This window comes from Streptomyces canus, assembly GCF_041435015.1.
Taxonomy (GTDB): domain Bacteria; phylum Actinomycetota; class Actinomycetes; order Streptomycetales; family Streptomycetaceae; genus Streptomyces; species Streptomyces canus_G.
Map to the genome: position 1 here is coordinate 6,447,635 of NZ_CP107989.1, position 16,609 is coordinate 6,464,243.

13 protein-coding genes are annotated in these 16,609 nt (G+C 71.2%); 9 read left to right on the forward strand and 4 right to left on the reverse strand.

Features of this window, described 5'->3' with window-relative positions:
* Positions 1–37 precede the first annotated feature (37 nt).
* Both OG841_RS29550 and OG841_RS29555 read left to right on the forward strand, forming a co-directional pair.
* On the forward strand, positions 38–2,341 hold the full coding sequence (locus OG841_RS29550; protein ID WP_371567174.1) for an MMPL family transporter: 2,304 nt from the start codon (positions 38–40) through the stop codon (positions 2,339–2,341).
* The gene (locus OG841_RS29555; RefSeq protein WP_328638745.1) at positions 2,292–3,335 is read left to right on the forward strand and encodes a zinc-dependent alcohol dehydrogenase family protein; all 1,044 of its coding nucleotides are present in this window, start codon (positions 2,292–2,294) and stop codon (positions 3,333–3,335) included. The genes OG841_RS29550 and OG841_RS29555 overlap by 50 nt, the downstream gene beginning before the upstream one ends.
* Here OG841_RS29555 and OG841_RS29560 read toward each other — a convergent pair.
* The 4 genes from OG841_RS29560 to OG841_RS29575 all read right to left on the reverse strand — a co-directional run bounded on the left by OG841_RS29560 (position 3,316) and on the right by OG841_RS29575 (position 6,745).
* Positions 3,316–3,882, reverse strand: coding sequence for a GNAT family N-acetyltransferase (locus OG841_RS29560; RefSeq protein ID WP_328638744.1), 567 nt, complete (start codon positions 3,880–3,882; stop codon positions 3,316–3,318). The two genes, OG841_RS29555 and OG841_RS29560, sit on opposite strands and share 20 nt — an antisense overlap.
* 222 nt (positions 3,883–4,104) lie before the next feature.
* On the reverse strand, positions 4,105–4,305 hold the full coding sequence (locus tag OG841_RS29565; protein ID WP_020116516.1) for a helix-turn-helix transcriptional regulator: 201 nt from the start codon (positions 4,303–4,305) through the stop codon (positions 4,105–4,107).
* A gap of 439 nt (positions 4,306–4,744) precedes the next feature.
* Positions 4,745–5,623 (reverse strand): helix-turn-helix domain-containing protein, encoded by an 879-nt coding sequence (locus OG841_RS29570; protein ID WP_365115337.1) that lies wholly within the window; start codon positions 5,621–5,623, stop codon positions 4,745–4,747.
* 204 nt (positions 5,624–5,827) lie between these two features.
* Positions 5,828–6,745: a sugar phosphate isomerase/epimerase family protein gene (locus OG841_RS29575; protein WP_328638742.1), complete on the reverse strand. Its 918-nt coding sequence runs from the start codon at positions 6,743–6,745 to the stop codon at positions 5,828–5,830.
* A 131-nt stretch (positions 6,746–6,876) separates the two neighbouring features.
* Between OG841_RS29575 and iolC the strand changes: the two genes are divergently transcribed.
* From iolC to OG841_RS29610, 7 genes are all read left to right on the forward strand, one after another.
* Complete coding sequence (gene iolC, locus OG841_RS29580) at positions 6,877–7,827, forward strand: 5-dehydro-2-deoxygluconokinase (protein ID WP_328638741.1); 951 nt, start codon at positions 6,877–6,879, stop codon at positions 7,825–7,827.
* Positions 7,824–8,705, forward strand: coding sequence for a Cgl0159 family (beta/alpha)8-fold protein (locus OG841_RS29585; RefSeq protein WP_328638740.1), 882 nt, complete (start codon positions 7,824–7,826; stop codon positions 8,703–8,705). Before iolC ends, OG841_RS29585 begins: the two co-directional genes overlap by 4 nt.
* Before the next feature lie 10 nt (positions 8,706–8,715).
* A complete protein-coding gene (iolB, locus tag OG841_RS29590; RefSeq protein ID WP_326668219.1) occupies positions 8,716–9,531 on the forward strand; it encodes a 5-deoxy-glucuronate isomerase in 816 nt (271 codons plus the stop codon).
* Positions 9,528–11,405: a 3D-(3,5/4)-trihydroxycyclohexane-1,2-dione acylhydrolase (decyclizing) gene (iolD, locus tag OG841_RS29595; protein WP_328638739.1), complete on the forward strand. Its 1,878-nt coding sequence runs from the start codon at positions 9,528–9,530 to the stop codon at positions 11,403–11,405. Before iolB ends, iolD begins: the two co-directional genes overlap by 4 nt.
* Positions 11,406–11,419: 14 nt before the next feature.
* Positions 11,420–12,922 (forward strand): CoA-acylating methylmalonate-semialdehyde dehydrogenase, encoded by a 1,503-nt coding sequence (gene mmsA / locus OG841_RS29600; RefSeq protein ID WP_328638738.1) that lies wholly within the window; start codon positions 11,420–11,422, stop codon positions 12,920–12,922.
* Positions 12,923–13,093: 171 nt separating this feature from the next.
* Positions 13,094–15,742 carry an alpha/beta fold hydrolase gene (locus tag OG841_RS29605; RefSeq protein ID WP_328638737.1) on the forward strand — a complete coding sequence of 883 codons (2,649 nt, stop codon included), beginning with the start codon at positions 13,094–13,096 and terminating at the stop codon, positions 15,740–15,742.
* Positions 15,739–16,605 carry an ABC transporter permease gene (locus tag OG841_RS29610; protein ID WP_311719663.1) on the forward strand — a complete coding sequence of 289 codons (867 nt, stop codon included), beginning with the start codon at positions 15,739–15,741 and terminating at the stop codon, positions 16,603–16,605. The genes OG841_RS29605 and OG841_RS29610 overlap by 4 nt, the downstream gene beginning before the upstream one ends.
* The last annotated feature ends 4 nt before the right edge of the window (positions 16,606–16,609 follow it).

A 16,609-nucleotide genomic window follows, 5' to 3' on the forward strand; every position in this document is an offset into this window, starting at 1 on the left:
CATTCTACGGTTTCCACGGTGAAGGGGACACCGCACCATGACCGAAGTCAACAGCCCACCTCGTGTCGGCCGATGGACCCGCCTCGTCACCGCCCGTCCCAGGTTGTCCCTGCTCGCGGCCCTGGTGCTCACGCTCCTCGCCGTACTGGCCGGCAGTGGTGTCGCCGACCGTCTGGGCGCGGGCGGCTGGGAGGACCCGGACGCGGAATCGACGTACGCCACCAAGGCGTTGGAGCGACAGTTCCCGGACTCCCAGCCCAACCTCCTGCTGCTCGTCGACGCGGGCGACGCCTCGGTGGACGACCCGGCGGTGGCCGCCGAGGCCAAGCGCCTCACCGCCCGCCTGGCCGCCGAGAAGGACATCACCGGGGTCGGTTCCTACTGGGCCGCCGCCTCACCGGCCCTGCGCGCCGAGGACGGCCATGAGGCGCTGATCGCCGCCCGCATCACCGGCGACGAGAAACAGATGGGGGAGACGCTCGACCGTGTCGCCCCTTCCCTCCGGGGGACGCACGGCCCGGTGAAGGTCGAGATCGGCGGCATCGTCGCGGTGCGACACGAGATGCAGACGATCATCCAGGAGGACCTCACCCGGGCCGAGATGATCGCCCTGCCGATCACGCTCCTGCTGCTGGTGATGGTCTTCGGCAGCGCGATCGCGGCCCTGCTCCCGCTCGGCATCGGCATCGTCGCGATCCTCGGGACGAACGCCGTGCTGCGCGGCCTGACCGAGTTCACCGACGTCTCCGTCTTCGCGATGAACCTCACCACAGCCCTCGGACTGGGCCTGGCCGTCGACTACGCGCTGTTCATCGTCCGCCGCTTCCGCGAGGAACTGGCCACCGGTGTCGACCCGTCGACGGCCATCGGGACCACCCTGCGCACGGCGGGCCGCACCGTCCTCTTCTCCGCCCTCACGGTCGCGGTGTCCCTGGCGGCGATGCTGCTCTTCCCGCAGTACTTCCTACGGTCCTTCGCCTATGCCGGGATGGCCGTCGTCCTGCTGGCCGCGGCAGCCGCCCTGATCCTCCTCCCGGCCGCCCTGATCCTGCTGGGCCACCGGGTCAACTCGCTGGACCTGCGGCGGCTGTTCGGGCGCGGAGCACCGAAGAGGACCGATGCGCAGGACGGCGGCACCGCCTGGGCGCGCGGGGCGGCCCTCGTCATGCGCCGCGCCCCCTTCTTCGCCCTGGGCACGACCGCCGTCCTGGTCCTGCTCGGACTGCCCTTCCTGGGGGTGAAGTTCGGCACCGCGGACGACCGCCAACTGCCCGCGTCCGCAGAGTCCCATGTGGTGCAGCAGCACCTCAGGGACGGCTTCCCCGGCAGCCCCGGCGGCGGCCTGGAAGTCCTGGCCGAGGGCAGGGCGACCCCGGCGCAGTACGCCTCCTACAAGGAGCGGATCGCGGCTCTCCCCGAGGTCCTGCGGGTCGACGGCCCGTTGGTGAAGGGAGACTCGGCGTACTTCACGGTCCAGCCCAGGGGCGAGGCCGTGGACGCCGGGGCACAGCGCCTGGTCGGCGAACTGCGCTCCACGAAGGCACCCTTCGACACCAAGGTCACCGGCACGGCCGCCGTCCTGGTCGACTCCAAGCACGCGATCGGTGACCGCCTGCCATGGGCGGCGGTCTTCATCACGATCGTCACCCTGCTGCTGGTGTTCCTGCTGACGGGCAGCGTCCTGATCCCGATCCAGGCGGTCCTCCTCAACGCCCTCAGCCTGACGGCGATGTTCGGCGCGGTGGTCTGGGTCTTCCAGGACGGACACCTCTCCGGCCTCCTCGGCTTCACCAGTCCGGGCTCCATAGAGACGACGCTCCCGGTCCTGATGTTCTGCGTCGCCTTCGGCCTCTCCATGGACTACGGCGTCTTCCTCCTTTCCCGCATCAAGGAGGAGTACGACAGGACGGGCGACCACGAGGAGGCGGTCCGCCACGGCCTGCAACGCACGGGAGGCCTGATCACAGCGGCCGCGGTCATCCTCGCCGTGGTGATGGTGGCGATAGGCACGTCGAGGGTGACCAACACGAAGATGCTGGGCCTGGGCATCGCGCTGGCGGTGCTGATGGACGCGATGATCGTCCGCAGTCTGCTGGTCCCGGCGGTGATGAGGCTGACGGGCCGCGCGACCTGGTGGGCACCGGCTCCTCTGAGGCGCTTCCACGAACGGTTCGGACTGAGCGAAGGGGAATCCGGACGCCCCGGGGGCGCGGGGCTGGATCGCCATGCGGCCCCGCGGGGTGCGACCAGCGACGATGTACCGACAGAGGAAAGCGGCGAGGGGATGACAGATGCGAGCGGTGATCTTCGAACGATACGGCGAACGCCTGGAGGTACGTGACGTCCCCGACCCCCGCCCGTCGGACCACGGCGTGATCGTCCGAGTGGAAGCCACAGGCCTCTGCAGAAGCGACTGGCACGGCTGGCAGGGGCACGACCCCGACATCATCCTCCCTCACGTACCGGGCCATGAACTCGCCGGAGTCGTGGAAGCCGTCGGCCCCCGCGTGAGCGCCTGGCACCCCGGCGACCGGGTGACGGTCCCCTTCGTCTGCGCCTGCGGCACCTGCGCCTCCTGCGCCACCGGTGACCACCAGATCTGCGAGCACCAGACACAGCCCGGATTCACCCACTGGGGTTCCTTCGCCCAGTACGTGGCGCTGGACCACGCGGACGTGAACCTGGTGGCCGTGCCGCAGGACATGTCCTTCGCCACGGCCGCCTCCCTGGGCTGCCGTTTCGCCACGGCGTTCAGGGCGGTCGTGCAGCAGGGCGGGGTCACCGCGGGGGAGTGGGTCGCGGTGCACGGCTGCGGCGGTGTCGGCCTGTCCGCGGTGATGATCGCGGCGGCTTCGGGAGCCCGGGTGGTGGCGGTGGACGTGTCTCCCCAGGCCCTGGCCCTGGCAAGGAAGTTCGGTGCGGCGGAGTGCGTGGACGCGACCGGCACGAAGGACACCGCGGCGGCGATCCGCGACCTGACCGGCGGCGGGGCCCATGTGTCGCTGGACGCCCTCGGCTCACCCGTCACCTGCGCGGCCTCCGTCAACTCCCTGCGCCGCCGCGGCCGGCACATCCAGGTCGGCCTGCTGCCCTCGCCGGACGGCACGACCCCGGTCCCGATGGCCCGCGCGATCGCCCTGGAGCTCGAACTCCTCGGCAGTCACGGCATGGCCGCCCACACCTACCCGCCGATGCTGGAACTGGTCCGGGCGGGCGCCCTGCGACCGGATCTGCTGGTCACGTCCACGATCACACTGGACGCGGTCCCGGACGCCCTGGCGGCGATGGGCACGGCACCCGGAGCGGGGGTGACGGTCATCGAGCCGTGGAGCTGAGGGCGGCCCACTCACGGTCGAGGATGCCCATGATCACCCAGTCCACCCACTCGCCGTCCCGCAGATCGGCCTCCCGCCGCACGCCTTCGACCACGAATCCGGCCTTCTCATAGACCCGCAGGGCACGGGAGTTGTAGCCGTAGGCCTCCAGCTCGACCCGGTGCAGGCCGAGTTGCTCGAAGCCGTAGCCGACGATCAGGCGGGTGGCCTCGGTGCCGAGGCCCCGGCCGCGTCCCCGGGGGCCGATGAGGGTCCGGAAGGTGCAGCTGCGGGCGTTGCTGTCCCACTCGTACAGGACGGCCTCGCCGACGAGTTCGCCGGTGCCGCGGTCGGTGACGGCGAGGTCGAGACGGTCGGGCTGCTCGGAGCGGGTGCCGTACCAGGACCGCAGCCGCTCCAGGGTGAGTTCGCCGGAGGGAGCGCCGGTGAAGCGGACGACCTCGGGGTCCTCGATGATCTCCGCCATGACCTCGGCATCCGCCTCCGTGAACGGCCGCAGCACGGTTCTGTCGCCGGTCAGCACGGGTTTGACGGAGAAGTCGCTCATGGGCCGACTGTGCCAGACACCGGCTCCTCCCGCCCCGGGATTTTCGGCGGACGGGCACAGGACGACTGCGGCGTCCCAGGTGCCGCCGGTGGGTCATCGGTGGGTTGCCCGGTGGGTCGTCGGTGCCGGAGGTGAGATCGTCGCCCGCCGACATCCCACAGGGACGGAACCCGGCCAGGTCCGGCTTGAGGCTCGCGGTGGTGTCACCGGGCGACCCGGCTCTCAGTCCTCTCTTCGCCCCCGGTTGCCCGGCCGGGACGCGACCCATGCGCGCACGGTGTCCGCGTACCAGAAGGGCTTGCCGCCCTCGACGTGATCGGGGGGCGGCAGCAGCCCGTGCTTGCGGTACGACCGCACGGTGTCCGGCTGCACACGGATGTGTGCCGCGATCTCCTTGTACGACCAGAGCCTTCGGTCGGTCATGTGGTGCACCTCCCCGCGCGCACCGCGGCGGCGACCGGGAAAGGCCGTCGGGGGTACCGGGCGCTGCGCTGGCGATCACAAAGCCTGTGCCCGGTGAACGACGCGCGGTTCCTTTCCGTCAGGGCCCGTGTGCCTGGTGTGACATGGAGCCCGCATACCCGGGACATGTGTGACAAGGAGGGGGAGTTTGTGACAGAGGTGACGCAAAGGCGTACGCGGGCGCGAGGGCGTGGCGCGTTGACAAAGGGGCGGTCTCAGATCCCTGCGGCTTCCCCTGGTGGCTGACGGCGCTGCAGGCGAGACGCACTCCGAACGCCAACCGCCGCCACTGACGGCGCACTTCGCGAGGGCGGACCGGATCCGCTGCGCCGGACCCGGCCCGCCGGCTCCCCCCGGCCGGTCCCCCCGGATCAACCGGCTGGACGCGCACAGCGTGCAGTCAGGCGGTCCCGTCGGTCTTGGAGAAATCCGCACTCCGCCCGAAAGCATCGGACGCACCAGGCGTACCAGGCGTACCAGGCGTACCGGGCGTGCTGGACGCACCGGACGCAAGGATCAGGCTCGTCGCCTCGCCGTCCATCCGGTCCCCGGGCGGGGCGACGGCGAAGGGCAGCCGCCGGGCCGTCGTGAACTCCCGAGGCGTGCACCCGGTCATCGCCTTGAACTCGCCGCTCAGATGCGCCTGGTCGTAGAACCCGCAGGCCGCCGCGGTCTCCGCCTGTCCGCGCCCCGCGGCGAGCAGCCGCCGAGCCCGCTGCAACCGCAGGACTCTCGCCGCCGCCTTGGGCCCCAGCCCGATCTGCTCACGGAACCGGTTCTCCAGATGCCGCACACTCCAGCCCACCTCCTCGGCGAGCCGCCGCACCGGCATGCCACCACACGTCCGCACGAGCTCCGACCAGGCCCGCACCACCTGGGCCGAACAGGGCGTACCGGCGTCCCACCATCGCGCGAACACGTCGTCCAGCAACCCGAAGCGCTCCTCCCAGGAGGGCAGCACGGCCAGCGCGGCGGCGAGTTCACCGACCCGCCGGTCCAGGGCGTGCGGAAGCGTGTCGGGATCGACGACCCGATCGGCGAGCTCGTACTGCGGGGTCCCGAACAGCGTGAACGCGGCCCAGGGCGTGAGCATCACCTCGATGCCGGACAGCCGGCCGCCGTGTTCGCCGACGGCGGGTGTGGTGGTGGGCCCGCAGAAGACGGAGACGAGTGTCTCCGGAGGCCGGCCCCCGCGCGTGATGCGCACGGGCTGCTCGAACCCCAACAGCAGCGTGGCGGCCCCGACGGGCGTCTCGAGGCGCCGCCGCGGCCGGTCCATCGCCAGCCGAACCCCGCGATAGCTCAACACCCCGGGCCGCAGCCGAGGATGAGGCGCCCCGAGGGCGAACTCCCAGAACTCACCGGACCCACGCCCGGTACGGACCAACACCATCGCCCCAGCTTCACAGCCGACGGGCCACAGCAACACCCTCTGGGAGCACCAGGAACTGCGCTGCCGCGACCACCGGCCCGCAGCCGAAAACTACGCCCCGCAGGAGCGCAGGAACGCCCTGGTCCGCTGAGCGATCGGCAACGGCCGATCCGGCTCGCACGGATACATGTCCTGCTCGACGATCGCGAACAGATCGACATCCAGCCGCCCCGCGGCCTCCAGCACAGGACCGAGCGCCGGCACACCCGAAGGCGGCTCACACATCACACCCTGCGCCACCGCGGGCCCGAACGGCGTCCCCTTGGCCCGCACGTCCGCGAGGATCTCCGGATCCACCTGCTTGAGGTGCAGATACCCGATCCGCGGCCCGTACGTCTCGATCAGCTTGACGCTGTCGCCGCCGCAGTACGCGTAGTGCCCGGTGTCCAGGCACAGCGACACCAGGGAGGAGTCCGTCCCGTCGAGGAACCGGGCCACGTTCTCCTCGCTGTCGATGTGGGTGTCCGCATGCGGGTGGACGACGATCTGGAGGCCGTACTCCTCCCGCACCCGCTGCCCCAGCCGCTCGGTCAGCGAGGTCAGGTTCCGCCACTGCTCGGGCGTCAGCGAGGACGACTCCAGCACCTCACCCGTCTTGTCGTCCCGCCAGAACGACGGAATCACGACAAGGTGCCTGGCCCCCATGGCCTGCGCCAGCACCGCGTTGTCCGCGACATGCGCCCAGGTCTTCTCCCACACGGCCTCGCCGTGGTGCAGGCCGGTGAAGACGGTACCGGCGGACACCTTCAGGCCACGCCGGGACACCTCCTCGGTGAGGACCGTGGGGTCGGTCGGCAGATACCCGTACGGCCCCAGCTCGATCCACTCGTAACCGGAGTCCGCGACCTCGTCGAGGAAGCGCTGCCAGGGGACCTGCTGGGGGTCGTCGGGGAACCACACGCCCCAGGAGTCGGGAGCCGAGCCGATCCGGATGCGGGACAGTGAGGGCTGAGGTGCGGGCGCTGTCATGCCGGTCAGCTTCGGTTCGGACAGCAAGCGCTGTCAAGGTCTCGTCCGAATGTCTGGACAAAACATTGACAGGGCTCGGCGTCCGGGGCTACAAACGCCGGGAGAGCCGACGCAGGTACGAAGGGAAGCCGATGGCGTACGACCTGATCACCATGGGGCGGATCGGTGTGGACCTGTATCCACTCCAGACCGGTGTCCCGCTGCCGCAGGTGACGTCCTTCGGTAAATTCCTCGGAGGATCGGCGACCAACGTCGCGGTCGCCGCGGCACGCCTGGGACGGCGGACCGCGGTGATCACCCGCACCGGCGACGACCCCTTCGGCGCCTATCTGCACGAGGCCCTCCAGGGCTTCGGCGTGGACGACCGCTGGGTCACCCCGGTCCCCGGCCTGCCGACCCCCGTCACCTTCTGCGAGATCTTCCCGCCGGACGACTTCCCGCTGTACTTCTACCGGCAGCCCAAGGCCCCCGACCTGGAGATCGACGCCCACGAGCTGGACCTCGACGCGATCCGCGAGGCGAGCATCTTCTGGGTCACCGGCACCGGCCTGAGCGAGGAGCCCAGTCGTACGGCAACCCTGGCGGCCCTCGCCCACCGCGCGAAGGCGGGCACCACCGTCTTCGACCTGGACTGGCGCCCGATGTTCTGGAAGGACCCGGCGGAGGCCCGCCCCTTCTACGAAGAGGCCCTGCGGCACACCACCGTCGCCGTCGGCAACCTCGACGAGGTCGGGGTCGCCACCGGCGTACGCGAACCGCACGCCGCCGCCCGCGCCCTCCTGGACGCCGGTGTCGAACTGGCGGTCGTCAAGCAGGGCCCCAAGGGCGTCCTCGCCGTCAACAGCAGGGGCGAGTCCGCCGAGGTCCCGCCCCTGCCCGTGAACGTCCTCAACGGCCTCGGCGCCGGTGACGCCTTCGGCGGCTCCCTCTGCCACGGCCTGCTCAACGGCTGGGACCTGGAGAAGATCATGCGGCACGCCAACGCGGCCGGGGCCATCGTCGCCTCCCGTCTGGAGTGCAGCTCGGCCATGCCGACGACCGACGAGATCGACAGCGCAATCGCGGCGGGAGCGGTCAAGTGAGGGTCGACATCGCGGAACTCGTCCGCCTGCGTGCCGAACACCCCGAGGCGATCGCCGAGGCGGCCGCCCGCCGCACCCGCAGGCCGCTGCTCAACGACAGCGGCCGTCTGATGATCGTCGCCGCCGACCACCCCGCCCGGGGCGCCCTCGGCGTCGGCGGCAACCGGATGGCCATGGCCAACCGCGCCGACCTGCTCGAGCGCCTCTGCCTGGCGCTGTCCCGCCCCGGCGTCGACGGCGTCCTCGCCACCGCCGACATCCTGGACGACCTGCTGCTGCTCGGCGCCCTGGACGGCAAGGTCGTCCTGGGCTCCATGAACCGCGGTGGCCTCCAGGGCGCGAGCTTCGAGCTCGACGACCGCTTCACCGGCCACCGCCCCGAGGACATCGAGCGCCTCGGCTTCGACGCCGGCAAACTGCTCCTGCGCATCGACTACGACGACCCGGGCTCCCTCACCACCATGGAGTCCACGGCCCGCGCCATCGACGACATGGCGGCTCGCCGACTCCCCGTGTTCGTCGAGCCGTTCATCAGCGGCCGCACCACCGAGGGCAAGGTCAGGAACGACCTCTCCGCCGAGGCCGTCAGCAAGTCGATCGCCATCGCCTCGGGCCTGGGCGGCAGTTCGGCCTACACCTGGCTCAAGGTGCCGGTCACCGACAACCCCGACGACATGGCCGAGGTCATGGCGACCTCCACACTCCCCGCCGTACTGCTGGGCGGCGAGGTCGGGGACGACCAGGACGGCGCGTACGAGAAGTGGCGCGGCGCCCTCCAACTCCCCACCGTGCGCGGCCTGGTGGTCGGCCGTTCGCTGCTGTACCCGGCGGACGGCGACGTGGCCGCCGCCGTGGACACCGCCGTAGGACTGCTGTGAGGGCCGCCGCATGACACAGAACGAGCTGTACGTCCCCAAGGGTGGCTCCACCAACGCCCAGTACACGCTGGACATCGACCCCAAGCGGGCGGGCTGGACCCACAGCAGCCTGCGCATCGTCGAGCTGGCACCCGGCGGCACCCACACCTTCACCTCCGGTGACAGCGAGTGGATCGTGCTTCCGCTGGAGGGCGCCTGTACCGTCCACACCGATAACGAAGAGTTCCAACTCCTGGGCCGGGAAAGCGTGTTCGCCGGAGTCTCGGACTTCGCGTACGTGCCCCGGGACGCCCAGGCATCGATCGCCTCCGGCGCGGGAGGCCGCTTCGCCCTGGCAGGAGCGAAGTGCGAGCGACGACTCCCCGCCCGCTACGGCCCCGCGCCGGAGGTCCCCGTCGAAGACCGCGGCAGTGGCAGCCAGTTGCGGCACGTCCGCAACTTCGCCTCCGCCGACGCCTTCGACTGCGACAAGCTCATCGCCGTCGAGGTGGTCACTCCCGGCGGCAACTGGTCCTCGTATCCGCCGCACAAGCACGACGAGCACCGGCCCGGCGTGGAAGCGGAGCTGGAGGAGATCTACTACTTCGAGATCGACGGCCCGAACGGTTTCGGCTATCAGCGCGTATCCCCCTCCCGTGAGGGCGGATCCGACGTCCTCGCCGAGGTCCGCTCCGGCGACGCCGTCCTCGTCCCCGACGGATGGCACGGCCCGTCCATCGCCCAGCCCGGCCACGACATGTACTACCTGAACGTCATGGCGGGACCGGGTGAGACGCGGGAGTGGCGGATCTGCTTCCACCCGGACCACACGGAGGGTTACCGATGACCACCCGCCTGACCGTCGCGCAAGCGCTGGTCCGCTTCCTCGCCGCCCAGTACACCGAACGCGACGGCGTACGGCAGCGATTGATCTCCGCGACCTGGGGCATCTTCGGCCACGGCAATGTCGCGGGCCTCGGCCAGGCGCTCGTCGAGTACGCCGACGACATGCCCTACCACCAGGGCCGCAACGAGCAGTCCATGGTGCACGCGGCCGTGGGCTACGCGCGTCAGTCGAACCGCCTCTCCACTCACGCCGTGACGACCTCCATCGGGCCGGGCGCCACCAACCTGGTGACGGGCGCGGCCCTCGCGACCGTCAACCGCCTCCCGGTCCTGCTCCTGCCCGGCGACATCTTCGCCACCCGCGTCGCCGACCCGGTCCTCCAGCAGCTCGAAGTGCCCTACGCGGGCGACATCAGCGTCAACGACTGTCTGCGGCCCGTGTCGAAGTACTTCGACCGTGTGACCCGTCCGGAAGCCCTGATCCCGGCCGCCCTCCAGGCGATGCGGGTCCTCACCGACCCCGTCGAGACCGGCGCCGTGACCCTCGCCCTCCCGCAGGACGTCCAGGCCGAGGCCCACGACTGGCCGGACGAGTTCTTCGCCGAGCGCACCTGGGTCGTACGACGTCCGGGCGCCGATCCCACCGAACTCGCGGAGGCCGTGCGGGCGATCAGGTCGGCCCGGCGCCCCCTGCTCGTCGCCGGCGGCGGAGTCCACCACAGCCGCGCCGAGGAGGCCCTCGCCGAGTTCGCGAGCACCACCGGCATCCCGGTCGCCTCCACCCAGGCCGGCAAGGGCTCGCTGCGCCACGACCACCCCCAGGACGTCGGCGGCGTCGGCCACACCGGCACCGCCACCGCCAACGAACTGGCCCGCCAGGCCGACCTGGTGATAGGCGTCGGCACCCGCTGGACCGACTTCACCACGGCCTCCGGCACGCTGTTCGCCGCCGACGGCGTCCGCTTCCTCAACCTCAACATCGCGCCCTACGACGGCCACAAGCTCGCCGGTGCGCCCCTGGTCGCGGACGCCCGCAGCGGCCTCCAGGAGCTCACCGAAGCACTCCAGTTGCACGCCCACCGGGTCACCGGCGCGTACGTCGACGAGTACACGCTCGACAAGGAGCGCTGGGAGCAGCGCGTCGACGCCTGCTACGAGGCCGACGAGCCCGACATCAGGCCGACCCAGCCGCAGGTCCTCGGCGCCCTGGACGCCCTGGTGGACGAGTCGGACGTCGTCATCAACGCGGCCGGCTCCCTCCCCGGCGACCTGCACAAGCTGTGGCGCGCCCGGTCGAGGGACCAGTACCACCTGGAGTACGGCTACTCCTGCATGGGCTACGAGATCCCGGCCGCGATCGGTGTGAAGATGGCCGCGCCCGACCGCAACGTCTGGGCCCTGGTCGGCGACGGAACGTACCTGATGATGCCGACGGAGATCGTCACGGCCGTGCAGGAGGGCATCGCGATCAAGCTGCTCCTGATCCAGAACCACGGCTACGCCTCCATCGGCGGCCTGTCCGAGACGGTCGGTGGCGAGCGCTTCGGCACGGCGTACCGCTACCAGTCGGACGACGGCACCTACACGGGCGCCCCGCTGCCCGTGGACCTGGCCGCCAACGTGGCCAGTCTCGGTATGCGCGTGCTGCGCGCGAAGACCGTACGAGACCTCCGCGCCGCCCTCGAAGAGGCGCGGGCCGCCGACACTCCCACATGTGTCTACGTCGAGACCGAAACGGCCGACACAGTGTCGGGCGCGCCTCCGGCGCAGGCCTGGTGGGATGTACCTGTGGCCGAAACCGCGACCCGACCGTCAGCGGTGAAGGCCCGAGAGCTGTACGAACGGCACGTCTCCACCCGACGCCGCCATCTGTGAAGGAGTACTCGGTCATGACGAAGATCGTCAACCACTGGATCGGCGGCAAGACCGTCGAAGGCGCGTCGGGGAACTACGGGCCGGTCACCGACCCGGCGACCGGCGCGGTCACCACCAAGGTCGCGTTCGCGTCGGTCGACGAGGTCGACGCCGCGGTCGCCGCCGCCAAGGACGCGTTCGCGACCTGGGGCACCTCCTCGCTCGCCAAGCGCACCACGATCCTGTTCCGCTTCCGGGCGCTGCTCGAGGCGAACCGGGACGCGATCGCCGAGCTGATCACCGCCGAGCACGGCAAGGTGCACAGCGACGCCCTCGGTGAGGTCGCGCGCGGCCTGGAGATCGTCGACCTGGCGTGCGGGATCACCGTGCAGCTCAAGGGCGAACTGTCGACCGAGGTCGCCAGCCGCGTGGACGTCTCCTCCATCCGCCAGCCGCTCGGTGTCGTCGCCGGCATCACGCCGTTCAACTTCCCGGCGATGGTCCCGATGTGGATGTTCCCGATCGCCATCGCGACCGGCAACACCTTCGTCCTCAAGCCGTCCGAGAAGGACCCGTCGGCCTCCCTCAAGATCGCCGAGCTGCTGGCCGAGGCCGGCCTGCCCGACGGCGTCTTCAACGTCGTCCACGGCGACAAGGTGGCCGTCGACCGCCTCCTGGAGCACCCGGACGTCAAGGCCGTCTCCTTCGTCGGCTCGACCCCGATCGCCCGCTACATCCACACCACCGCCTCCGCGAACGGCAAGCGGGTCCAGGCCCTGGGCGGCGCCAAGAACCACATGCTGGTCCTGCCCGACGCCGACCTGGACGCGGCCGCCGACGCCGCCGTCTCCGCCGCCTACGGCTCCGCGGGCGAGCGCTGCATGGCCATCTCCGCGGTCGTCGCGGTCGGCGCCATCGGCGACCAGCTGGTCGACAAGATCCGTGAGCGCGCCGAGAAGATCAAGATCGGCCCCGGCAACGACCCGGCCTCCGAGATGGGCCCGCTCATCACCAAGGTGCACCGCGACAAGGTGGCGTCCTACGTCACGGGCGCGGCGGCCGAGGGCTGCGAGGTCGTCCTGGACGGCTCCGGCTTCACCGTCGAGGGCTTCGAGGACGGCCACTGGATCGGCATCTCGCTCCTCGACAAGGTGCCGACCACCGCGAAGGCCTACCAGGACGAGATCTTCGGCCCGGTGCTGACCGTGCTGCGCGTCGACACCTACGACGAGGGCATCGCCCTGATCAACGCCTCGCCGTTCGGCAACGGCACCGCGATCTTCACCCGGGACGGCGGCGCCGCCCGCCGCTTCCAGCTGGAGGTCGAGGCCGGCATGGTCGGCGTGAACGTCCCGATCCCGGTCCCCGTCGGCTACCACTCCTTCGGTGGCTGGAAGGACTCGCTCTTCGGCGACCACCACATCTACGGCAACGACGGCACGCACTTCTACACCCGTGGCAAGGTCGTCACCACCCGCTGGCCCGACCCGGCCGACGCCCCGGCGGGCGTGGACCTGGGCTTCCCGCGCAACCACTGAGCGCGTACGGCGCCCCGACCCTCCGCGGAGAGTCGGGGCGCCGTCGTGTCACCGGCCGTCGGCCGTACCGCGAACGCGGTACACGTGGACGCCGTGGTACCCCCACGGGATGGCCCCGGTTCACTCCCTGGTCGGCGGCTCACCGACCTTTTCACCCCGTACCGTTGACACATGGATCTTCGACTGCCGCCGCTGCGTGACCTACGACGGCGGCCACGACGGCTCGCCGCCGCCGTGGCCGCCGTCGTCGTGCTCGCCGGTGCCGGGACATGGACGTCCGTCGCCGACGACAAGCCGGCCCCGGTGCACCGGGAGGACCAGGTCATGGCCCTCGACGGCGTCCGCATCGACACCTCGTACTTCACCTCGTCCGACGCGGGTCGCCGCCCCGCCGTGCTGCTCGCGCACGGCTTCGGCGGCAGCAAGGACGACGTGCGGCAACAGGCCGAGAACCTGGCCCGGGACGGGTACGCGGTACTGACCTGGTCGGCGCGGAGTTTCGGCAGGTCCACCGGGAAGATCGGACTCAACGACCCGAAGGGTGAAGTCCAGGACGTCAGGAAGCTGATCGACTGGCTCGCCCGGCAGCCGCAGGTCCGGCTCGACAAGCCCGGCGACCCCCGCGTCGGCGTCGCGGGCGCCTCCTACGGCGGCGCGATCTCCCTGCTGGCCGCCGGCTACGACGACCGCGTGGACGCCATCGCCCCGGCGATCACCTACTGGAACCTCAGCGACGCGCTCTTCCCGAACGGCGTGTTCAAGAAGCTCTGGGCGGGCATCTTCGTCAACTCCGGCGGCGGCTGCGCGAAGTTCGAGCCGCAGCTGTGCCGGATGTACGAGCGGGTCGCCGAGTCCGGCACCCCGGACGCCCAGGCCGAGAAGCTGCTGGACGAGCGCTCGCCGTCGGCCGTCGGCGACCGCATCAAGGTGCCCACCCTGCTGCTGCAGGGCCAGACCGACTCCCTCTTCCCGCTCGGCCAGGCCGACGCCGCGGCGAAGGCGATCCGCGCCAACGGCGCCCCCGTCGACGTCGACTGGATCGCGGGCGGGCACGACGGCGGCGACATGGAGACCGGCCGGGTCCAGGCCCGGGTCACCTCCTGGTTCGACCGCTACCTCAAGGACGACAAGGGCGCCGACACCGGCCCCGGCTTCCGCGTCACCCGCACCCTCGACTCCGGCACCGGCGACGGCGAGACCCGGCTGAGCGGCGTGGACGCCGACACCTACCCCGGCCTCGAAGGCGACCCGCGCCCGATCGCCCTCGCCGGACGCGAGCAGTCCTTCGAGAACCCGGCCGGCTCCAGCCCGCCCGCCGTCTCCGCCCTGCCCGGCATCGGCGGCGCCGGCGGCCTCGCCCAGCTCTCGACGCTCGGCGTCGGGATCTCCCTCGACTTCCCCGGCCAGTACGCCGCCTTCGAGTCCGCCCCCGTCAAGGACGACCTGCAGATCACCGGGTCCCCGACGGTCACCGTCCACGTGAAGTCGACGAGCGACGACGCGGTCCTCTTCGCCAAGGTGTACGACGTCGGCCCCGGCCGCGGACAGCAGGTGCTGCCCTCCCAGCTGGTCGAGCCCCTCCGCGTCGAGGACGCCAAGGCCGGCAAGGACGTCACCCTCACCCTCCCCGCGATCGACCACGAGGTGCAGGACGGCCACCGGTTGCGCCTGGTCCTCGCCTCCACCGACCTCGGCTACGCCTCACCGGCCGCCCCCGCCACGTACACGGTCTCCCTCAAGGGCGACCTGAAGGTGCCGACCACCCTCGCTGGCAGCGACGCGGCCGCGCCGCTGCCCTCGTGGGTGTGGTGGCTGCCCCTGACCGGCGCGGTGACCGCGCTCGTCCTCCTCCTGACGGCGAGGCGCCGCACCACGGCCCCCGCCCCCGACCCGGGCCTCGCCGAAGTCCCCCTCCAGATAAGGGACCTGAGCAAGCGTTACGCGAAGTCCGCAGACCGGTACGCGGTCCGCGACCTGTCCTTCCGGGTCGAGAAGGGCCAGGTCCTCGGCCTGCTCGGCCCGAACGGCGCGGGCAAGACGACCACTCTGCGCATGCTGATGGGCCTGATCACACCGGACGGTGGTGAGATCCGCGTCTTCGGCCACGCCATCGCGCCCGGCGCCTCCGTGCTGTCCCGCGTCGGCGCCTTCGTCGAGGGCGCGGGCTTCCTGCCGCACCTGTCAGGCCGGGAGAACCTCGAGCTGTACTGGCGGGCCACCGGCCGTCCGCCCGAGGACGCCCACCTGGACGAGGCCCTGGAGATCGCCGGCCTCGGCACCGCCCTGGAGCGCGCCGTCCGTACCTACTCGCAGGGCATGCGCCAGCGCCTCGCCATCGCCCAGGCCATGCTCGGCCTGCCCGACCTGCTGATACTGGACGAGCCGACCAACGGACTCGACCCGCCGCAGATCCGTGAGATGCGCGAGGTGATGATCCGCTACGCGGCGGCCGGCCGCACGGTGATCGTCTCCAGCCACATGCTGTCCGAGGTCGAGCAGTCCTGCACCCACCTGGTGGTGATGGACCACGGACAGCTCGTCCAGGCGGGCCCGGTCGGCGAGATCATCGGCTCCGGCGACACCCTGCTGGTCGGCACGGCCGGCCCACTCGACGAACCCCTCGTCGAGAAGGTCGCCGCGCTGCCCGGCGTGGCCTCGGCGGTCCGTACCGACGGCGGGCTGGTGGTCCGCCTCGACGCCGACGGCAGCGCCCGGCGTCTTGTCGCCGAACTCGTCCGGCTGGAGGTCCCCGTGGAGGCGGTCGGCCCGCACCGCCGCCTCGAAGACGCCTTCCTCACCCTGATCGGAGACTCCGCATGAGCAGCACGCTGATCGACAGCGCGGAGGTCGCCGACGGATATCGTGCCGGCCGCACACTGCCCCTGAGGGTGGAACTGGTCCGGCAGTTGAAGCGACGCCGCACGATGGTCATGGGCGGGATCCTGGTCGCCCTGCCGTTCGTGCTGCTCATCGCCTTCCAGGTGGGCGGCGGCCCGGGCGGCGACAACAACCGGGTGAACCTGATGGACACGGCCACCCTGTCCGGAGCGAACTTCGCCGCGGTGAACCTGTTCGCCTCGGCGGGCTTCCTCCTGGTCATCCCCGTCGCCCTGTTCTGCGGGGACACCGTCGCCTCCGAGGCCGGCTGGTCCTCCCTGCGCTATCTGCTGGCGGCGCCCGTGCCCCGGGCCCGGCTGCTGTGGTCCAAGCTGGTCGTCGGACTCGGGCTCAGCCTCGCCGCGATGCTGCTCCTGCCGCTCGTCGCGCTCGCCGTCGGCACGGCGGCCTACGGCTGGGGCCCGCTGGAGCTGCCCACCGGCGGTGAGCTGGCCGCCGGCACCGCGGCGCAGCGCCTCCTGGTCACGGTGGCGTACATCTTCGTGTCCCAACTGGTCACCGCGGCCCTGGCGTTCTGGCTGTCCACCAGGACGGACGCCCCGCTGGGCGCGGTCGGCGGCGCGGTCGGCCTGACCATCGTCGGCAATGTGCTCGACCAGGTGACGGCGCTCGGCGACTGGCGGGACTTCCTGCCCTCGCACTGGCAGTACGCCTGGCTCGACGCCGTCCGCCCCCGACTGGAGTGGTCCGACATGATCCAGGGAACGGCCCTGTCGATAACGTACGCCCTCGTGCTGTTCGCGCTGGCCTTCCGCGGTTTCGCCCGCAAGGACGTGGTGTCGTAGGTCA

What these genes read in the sequence shown, in the direction of transcription:
- OG841_RS29575 (WP_328638742.1), bottom strand. Translation starts at nt 6,745, where the DNA reads ATGACAGCGCCCGCACCTCAGCCCTCACTGTCCCGCATCCGGATCGGC.
- OG841_RS29550 (WP_371567174.1), top strand. Translation starts at nt 38, where the DNA reads ATGACCGAAGTCAACAGCCCACCTCGTGTCGGCCGATGGACCCGCCTC.
- OG841_RS29565 (WP_020116516.1), bottom strand. Translation starts at nt 4,305, where the DNA reads ATGACCGACCGAAGGCTCTGGTCGTACAAGGAGATCGCGGCACACATC.
- iolC (WP_328638741.1), top strand. Translation starts at nt 6,877, where the DNA reads ATGGCGTACGACCTGATCACCATGGGGCGGATCGGTGTGGACCTGTAT.
- iolD (WP_328638739.1), top strand. Translation starts at nt 9,528, where the DNA reads ATGACCACCCGCCTGACCGTCGCGCAAGCGCTGGTCCGCTTCCTCGCC.
- OG841_RS29610 (WP_311719663.1), top strand. Translation starts at nt 15,739, where the DNA reads ATGAGCAGCACGCTGATCGACAGCGCGGAGGTCGCCGACGGATATCGT.
- OG841_RS29605 (WP_328638737.1), top strand. Translation starts at nt 13,094, where the DNA reads ATGGATCTTCGACTGCCGCCGCTGCGTGACCTACGACGGCGGCCACGA.
- mmsA (WP_328638738.1), top strand. Translation starts at nt 11,420, where the DNA reads ATGACGAAGATCGTCAACCACTGGATCGGCGGCAAGACCGTCGAAGGC.
- OG841_RS29560 (WP_328638744.1), bottom strand. Translation starts at nt 3,882, where the DNA reads ATGAGCGACTTCTCCGTCAAACCCGTGCTGACCGGCGACAGAACCGTG.
- OG841_RS29555 (WP_328638745.1), top strand. Translation starts at nt 2,292, where the DNA reads ATGCGAGCGGTGATCTTCGAACGATACGGCGAACGCCTGGAGGTACGT.
- OG841_RS29570 (WP_365115337.1), bottom strand. Translation starts at nt 5,623, where the DNA reads ATGGACCGGCCGCGGCGGCGCCTCGAGACGCCCGTCGGGGCCGCCACG.
- iolB (WP_326668219.1), top strand. Translation starts at nt 8,716, where the DNA reads ATGACACAGAACGAGCTGTACGTCCCCAAGGGTGGCTCCACCAACGCC.